6 protein-coding genes and 4 tRNA genes are annotated in these 5,852 nt (G+C 43.6%); 7 read left to right on the top strand and 3 right to left on the bottom strand.

Annotation, left to right across the window (positions count from 1 at the left end):
• Positions 1–80: 80 nt before the first annotated feature.
• Positions 81–1,421 (bottom strand): CDP-diacylglycerol--serine O-phosphatidyltransferase, encoded by a 1,341-nt coding sequence (pssA, locus tag AB4407_RS19430; protein WP_372121691.1) that lies wholly within the window; start codon positions 1,419–1,421, stop codon positions 81–83.
• 91 nt (positions 1,422–1,512) lie between these two features.
• Entirely contained in the window at positions 1,513–1,944 is a 432-nt protein-coding gene (locus AB4407_RS19425; protein WP_372121690.1) for a GNAT family N-acetyltransferase, read from the bottom strand.
• 66 nt (positions 1,945–2,010) lie between these two features.
• Here AB4407_RS19425 and murB point away from each other — a divergent pair, with 66 nt between their 5' ends.
• Positions 2,011–3,057 (top strand): UDP-N-acetylmuramate dehydrogenase, encoded by a 1,047-nt coding sequence (gene murB, locus AB4407_RS19420; RefSeq protein WP_372121689.1) that lies wholly within the window; start codon positions 2,011–2,013, stop codon positions 3,055–3,057.
• Positions 3,054–4,019 (top strand): bifunctional biotin--[acetyl-CoA-carboxylase] ligase/biotin operon repressor BirA, encoded by a 966-nt coding sequence (gene birA / locus AB4407_RS19415; protein WP_372121688.1) that lies wholly within the window; start codon positions 3,054–3,056, stop codon positions 4,017–4,019. Before murB ends, birA begins: the two co-directional genes overlap by 4 nt.
• Positions 4,020–4,026: 7 nt before the next feature.
• On the opposite strand, the gene coaA is transcribed toward birA, so the two are convergent.
• Positions 4,027–4,950: a type I pantothenate kinase gene (gene coaA / locus AB4407_RS19410; RefSeq protein WP_372121687.1), complete on the bottom strand. Its 924-nt coding sequence runs from the start codon at positions 4,948–4,950 to the stop codon at positions 4,027–4,029.
• A gap of 209 nt (positions 4,951–5,159) precedes the next feature.
• Between coaA and AB4407_RS19405 the strand changes: the two genes are divergently transcribed.
• The 5 genes from AB4407_RS19405 to AB4407_RS19385 all read left to right on the top strand — a co-directional run.
• Positions 5,160–5,235: transfer RNA gene (locus AB4407_RS19405), tRNA-Thr, on the top strand.
• A gap of 44 nt (positions 5,236–5,279) precedes the next feature.
• A tRNA-Tyr gene (locus AB4407_RS19400) sits at positions 5,280–5,364 on the top strand.
• A 39-nt stretch (positions 5,365–5,403) separates the two neighbouring features.
• Positions 5,404–5,478: transfer RNA gene (locus tag AB4407_RS19395), tRNA-Gly, on the top strand.
• 13 nt (positions 5,479–5,491) lie between these two features.
• Positions 5,492–5,567 (top strand) — tRNA-Thr (locus tag AB4407_RS19390).
• A 94-nt stretch (positions 5,568–5,661) separates the two neighbouring features.
• Positions 5,662–5,852 (top strand): GTP-binding protein (locus AB4407_RS19385; protein WP_241905392.1); only part of this gene is annotated, 191 nt, incomplete at its 3' end.

Here is a 5,852-nt window from a genome sequence, read left to right as displayed (position 1 = left end):
CTCGCTATCTCGCTATCTCGTAGATACAAAAACGCCTAGCGTTTGCTAGGCGTTGATAAATAGTATTTCGAATACATCGACTAAAGTATTTGTTTAAGCACTCTATCGGCTTTCACACGAGTGATTTTACGAATCAACTTTTGAACTTCCATCGGGTAGCTCTCTACCTTGTCCAATTGCTTATAGGTACAAATAAGTTGAGTGTGTTGAAGGATATTATCTACTTCAGCTTGGAACTTATCTGTTAGGTGATGGTAGTTATCTTGGATAAAGATACCGTTCTCTAGATCCAGCTTCCATGCGCGAGGGTTTAGGTTATTACCTGTTAGTAGCATGTAGCGCTTATCTACCCAAATACCCTTTAGGTGGAAGCTGTTGGAATCGTGTTGCCAAAGTCGAATTGATAGATTGCGGCTAGCAATATGAGCTTCATTCGCTTTAGCGAATCGACGCAGGTTCAATTCGTATAAGTAAGGCAATCCACCAATTGTCTTAAACTCTTCTTCTGGTGAGATAAAGAAATCATTCGCTGTCTTATCGCCAACAACAATGCTGACCTTTACGCCACGCTTAAGTGCTTTCTTCACTTCTTTAGCTAGGCTCGGTGGGAAGTTGAAGTAAGGTGTGCAGATAAAAATTTCATCTTTAGCTTGAGCGACAAGTTGATTGATACCCTGATTTAGACGGTTACGTCGTTTACCAATCCCGACTAATGGAGTTACGGCTACTTGCTCTGGTGAAACCTCTTGCCCTTCGAATTGATACTGAGATCTTGCTAATGATGCACGAAACTGACGAATCGCTGGTTTCAGTTCTTTGGTCGCAGGCTTGTTCTTATCTGCCAGGTCATAAACAGCGCTGTCCGAGACCATCTGTTCGTGTACGTAGGTAAACATCGTATCAGCAAGCGCTGGGTTGTTTAAAACATGGTAGCGATCAAAGCGATAGCGGTCATGGTAGTTCAGGTAGATATTGTTAAGGCTTGCACCGCTGTATATCACACTGTCATCGACGATAAATCCCTTTAAGTGCAATACGCCAAAGACTTCTTTACCGCGGACAGGGATGCCATAGACAGGAACAGAGTACTGATATTTTTCTGCGAACTCTTTATACATTGCAGCATTGCCTTCAGAAGACTCTGCGCCTATCAATCCACGTTGCGCACGGTGCCAATCGACACACACGCTCACGTCTAATTCTGGATTCTTTTGCTTTGCTTCATATAAGGCAGTTAGGATCTCACGGCCAGCCTCATCATCTTCAAGATACAAAGCGACTAAACTAATACGAGTTGTTGCGCGAGATATCTCATCAAGTAAGCGAGCTCTAAACTCTTGCGCTGATAGTAGTACTTCAAACTTGTCAGGATTCTGCGCTATGGTTGGCAACTGTATGAATGGATTCCTACTGGCAATCATATTGACTGTTTTACCTTAAAAATATGCAAAATTGCGAACCTTGAATTTTACCAAAGGGATAGACCCAAATACTAGATGATCGAGGCATTCTCTAACAATTTTGCTGATAATGCATAGGAATGAGATCTTTTCCGCTATTCGAATAGCGCTCGTACAAAACTCTTAGAGCATTAGGCAGATTTTTGGGGGCTATTTGTACGAATTGGTGGCGCGCGTAAAAATTGGTGAGATGAGCGTATGCAAAGCAGTAATCGTTTTTCGTTAGCGTGTGCTGTTCACAATAATCCATAAGTTGGGAGCCTAATCGCTTACCACGATGTTGTTTTGATATCGCCATACCGGTGAGTAAGCGATTATCTTCAATGGTGCGAAAACGCACGACACCACAAAGCTCGTTATCTAGTAATAACGAATAGATCAGTTCACTCTTGTTCGCTTTTCCCGTTGGATAATGTTCTTTATAGAAACGTTTAACTAGGGGAACCTTTACTGGGTCTAATTGAGTAATGATGACATTGTTCATTCAGTCACTGCGCCATTGGTTTATCTGCTGTAGAATGACCGCAGTGTAAGTTAATTGAATATCGCCATGCAATTCCATCTCAATGCTAGTTTAAAAAATGTTCATACTTTTTCCATCGATCAGACGTGTGATGCGTTGGTCGAAGTCACCACTATCGAAGAATTAATTTCCGTTTACAGAGACCCTAAATGGTCAGCCTTACCTAAGTTAATACTGGGTAAAGGCAGTAATATGCTTTTTACTGAGCACTTCGCTGGTCTGGTCATAGTGAATAAATTATCCGGGATTGAATTGACCGAGACGGACAGTCATCACCTACTTCATGTTAGTGGGGGCGAAGATTGGCCAAGCTTGGTTGAGTGGAGTGTGGATAAGGGGCTGGGTGGTCTAGAAAATCTAGCAATGATACCGGGCTGTTCAGGTTCGGCTCCGATTCAAAATATTGGTGCGTATGGTGTTGAGCTACAAGACGTATGCGAGTATGTCGATATCCTGTGTCTGGATACTTATACAGTTAAGCGATTGAGCAAAGAAGAGTGTCTCTTTGGTTACCGAGATTCTATTTTCAAGCACGCTCTCTACGATAAAGCGATTGTTGTTGCGATTGGTTTAACGTTGCCGAAAGAGTGGGAGCCATGCAATCACTATGGCCCGTTAAAAAGCCTAGCAGCCGATACGCTCTCTCCTCGTACTATATTTGATGAAGTATGCATTATCCGTTCAAGTAAGTTGCCAGACCCTAGAGTCCAAGGTAATGCGGGCAGCTTCTTCAAAAACCCTGTGATCACCAAAGATCATTTTGATCGCCTGTTCGCTCTATCCCCAAACATTGTAGGCTATGAGAGCAATGACATGATCAAAGTCGCTGCAGGCTGGTTGATTGATCAATGCCAGTTCAAAGGCGTGACAGAAGGCGGCGCTCAAGTTCACCCAAACCAAGCATTAGTTATCATCAATTATGATAAGGCTTCTGCTGTGGATATCCTTAAGCTTGCAGAGCGAGTACGTCAGTCTGTCTTGAATAAATTCGATATTCGACTGGAACATGAAGTACGTTTTATGGGACGAGACTGCGAGACAAACCTAGACAAGGCTTTGGAGTCATTGGCATGAGAGAACACAGTACCAAGCTTGCACTATTGAGATGTCTTGCTGACGGTGAGTTCCATTCAGGTGAAGATCTAGGTGAAATGATTGGTGTATCACGAGCGGCTATCAGTAAGCACATTAAAGGCATTCAAGGGTGGGGTTTAGATATCTACCGAGTACAAGGCAAGGGTTACAAGTTAGCTAGCCGTTTAGATATGCTTAACGAAGACAAATTGTCTGTTGTTAGTCGAGATGCTTCTCTTGAACTGATTCCAATCATAGGTTCTACAAACCAACACCTATTAGAGCGTACTAACACCCTCGAACCGGGTTCTGTCTGTATTGCTGAATATCAAGCTGCGGGGCGTGGACGTCGCGGACGAGAGTGGGTATCGCCATTCGGTGCAAATCTCTACCTTTCAATGTATTGGAGACTCGACGCAGGGATGGCTGCCGCGATGGGCTTGAGCCTTGTGGTTGGTGTAGCTGTTGTTGAGGCTTTGGAAGAGATGGGCGTAGCAGGTATAAAGCTCAAATGGCCGAACGACCTTTACCACAATGACAAGAAGCTTGCCGGTATCTTGGTAGAGCTGTCAGGACAGTCTGGTGGCGCTGCTCATATTGTGATTGGTTTAGGGCTAAACTTATCCATGGATCCAACAACGTCAGGTATTGGCCAACCGTGGACTTCTCTTAAAGAAGTGTGTGATGGGAAGGTGCCCGATCGCAATCAGTTAGCGCAGGCTCTGATCAATGCCTGGGATAAGTCTCTTGTTGATTATGAGTTGAAAGGGATGTCGAATTTTGTAGAGCGTTGGAATCGCTTTGATAATTTCTTAGGTCGCAATGTTAGGTTGATCATTGGACCTAGAGAAATTGAAGGTGTTGTTCAAGGTATCGATGAACAAGGTGCTGTATTACTCAAAACTGAGAATGGTATCGAGAGCTATATCGGTGGAGAGATATCGCTAAGAAAAGGCGATTAAGGCGTTACTATTTTCTTAGTAATACTTCTTCAACCATATGATCTGCGCCTTTACGTAGAATCAAGTGAGCCCTTTCTCGTGTAGGAAGGATATTTTGTTCTAGGTTCAAGCCATTAATTGAACTCCAGATACCTTCCGCTTTATCCAGTGCCGCTTGGTTCGATAATTTTGTGTAATGACTAAAGTACGAGCCAGGTTTAGTAAACGCGCCATCGCGAAACTTCATAAAACGATTGATGTACCATTCTTTGATTTGCTGGCTGTCAGCATCAACATAGAGTGAGAAATCAAGGAAGTCTGAAATAAACACACGATGCGGTTCGTGTGGGTAGTTCATGCCACTCTGTAAGACATTAAGCCCTTCAATAATAAGCACATCTGGTAGGTCGACACACTTAACGTCATCAGTAATGTTGTACGTAAGATGCGAGTACACGGGAGCCGTGACATTTCTCTTGCATGCTTTTACATCCGAAACAAAGTTCACTAAACGCTTAATATCGTAAGACTCCGGAAAGCCCTTTTTACTCATCAATCTTTTTTCTTCTAACACCTCATTAGGGTATAAGAAGCCATCGGTTGTGACTAGCTCAACTTTTGGGTGGTTCTCCCAGCGAGAAAGTAGGGCTTTAAGCAGTCGTGCAGTTGTACTTTTGCCCACAGCGACACTTCCAGCAATACCGATGATAAAAGGTGGTGCTTTCTCGTTTTTATCCAGGAATTGATGGAGTACTGAGTTTCTATTCTGTCTGGCTGCCACATAGAGATTTAATAGGCGAGAGAGCGGCAGGTAGATCTCAACGGCTTCCTCCATTGTGAGCTTTTCATTGATGCCTTGAAGCTCTTTTAAGTCGCTCTCAGAAAGTGTCATCGGAACTAAATTCCTTAGCTCAGACCAACGTTCGCGGTCAAATGACATAAATGGGCTCATATAAACTCTATAGTGGATAACAAAACAAGTGCATGGAAAATACATCAAGCGATAGATAAATAAAATATCTTCCTGTACTAGATGTGGGTTAAAGGCAGAAACCTTGAGCTAAATAGCCGTATCTAGGAATTTCATAGGAGAATTTTTCACTTTTTTTCAATTTACTATTGCAAGGTGGAAAATCATTCAATAAAATGCGCCCCACTTGTGCCGACTTAGCTCAGTAGGTAGAGCAACTGACTTGTAATCAGTAGGTCACCAGTTCGATTCCGGTAGTCGGCACCACTTTCTCCCTTTCTTTAAGGTAAGCGAGAGAAAGCTCAAAATTTGGAGGGGTTCCCGAGTGGCCAAAGGGAGCAGACTGTAAATCTGCCGGCACTGCCTTCGATGGTTCGAATCCGTCTCCCTCCACCATATTCTAAAGGTTAAATAGCTCAAACAGAGTTACGTGTTGCGTGCATCGTATAATGGCTATTACCTCAGCCTTCCAAGCTGATGATGCGGGTTCGATTCCCGCTGCACGCTCCAACTCATTTTGTGTGCTGATATAGCTCAGTCGGTAGAGCGCACCCTTGGTAAGGGTGAGGTCCCCAGTTCGACTCTGGGTATTAGCACCAGTCAAAAGCTTCTTCTCCTTTAATAAAGAAAACCATTTTTTTGGTTGCGTGGTCTTATTTTAAGCCACCTAATCCGTACCTAGAGGGACACCCCATGTCTAAAGAAAAATTTGAACGTACGAAACCGCACGTAAACGTTGGTACTATCGGCCACGTTGACCACGGTAAAACAACTCTAACTGCTGCTATCTGTACTACACTTGCAAAAGTGTACGGCGGTGTTGCTAAAGATTTCGCATCTATCGATAACGCTCCAGAAGAGCGCGAGCGCGGTATCACAATCGC

This window comes from Vibrio sp. 10N.261.46.E11 (assembly GCF_041472735.1).
Taxonomy (GTDB): domain Bacteria; phylum Pseudomonadota; class Gammaproteobacteria; order Enterobacterales; family Vibrionaceae; genus Vibrio.
The sequence above is the reverse complement of the archived record's forward strand: the minus strand, read 5'-3'. Positions and strand labels throughout refer to the sequence as shown.

Excerpts from the sequence above, each read along its gene's own strand:
- coaA (WP_372121687.1), bottom strand. The coding sequence starts at position 4,950 with ATGAGCCCATTTATGTCATTTGACCGCGAACGTTGGTCTGAGCTAAGG.
- pssA (WP_372121691.1), bottom strand. The coding sequence starts at position 1,421 with ATGATTGCCAGTAGGAATCCATTCATACAGTTGCCAACCATAGCGCAG.
- birA (WP_372121688.1), top strand. The coding sequence starts at position 3,054 with ATGAGAGAACACAGTACCAAGCTTGCACTATTGAGATGTCTTGCTGAC.
- AB4407_RS19425 (WP_372121690.1), bottom strand. The coding sequence starts at position 1,944 with ATGAACAATGTCATCATTACTCAATTAGACCCAGTAAAGGTTCCCCTA.
- murB (WP_372121689.1), top strand. The coding sequence starts at position 2,011 with ATGCAATTCCATCTCAATGCTAGTTTAAAAAATGTTCATACTTTTTCC.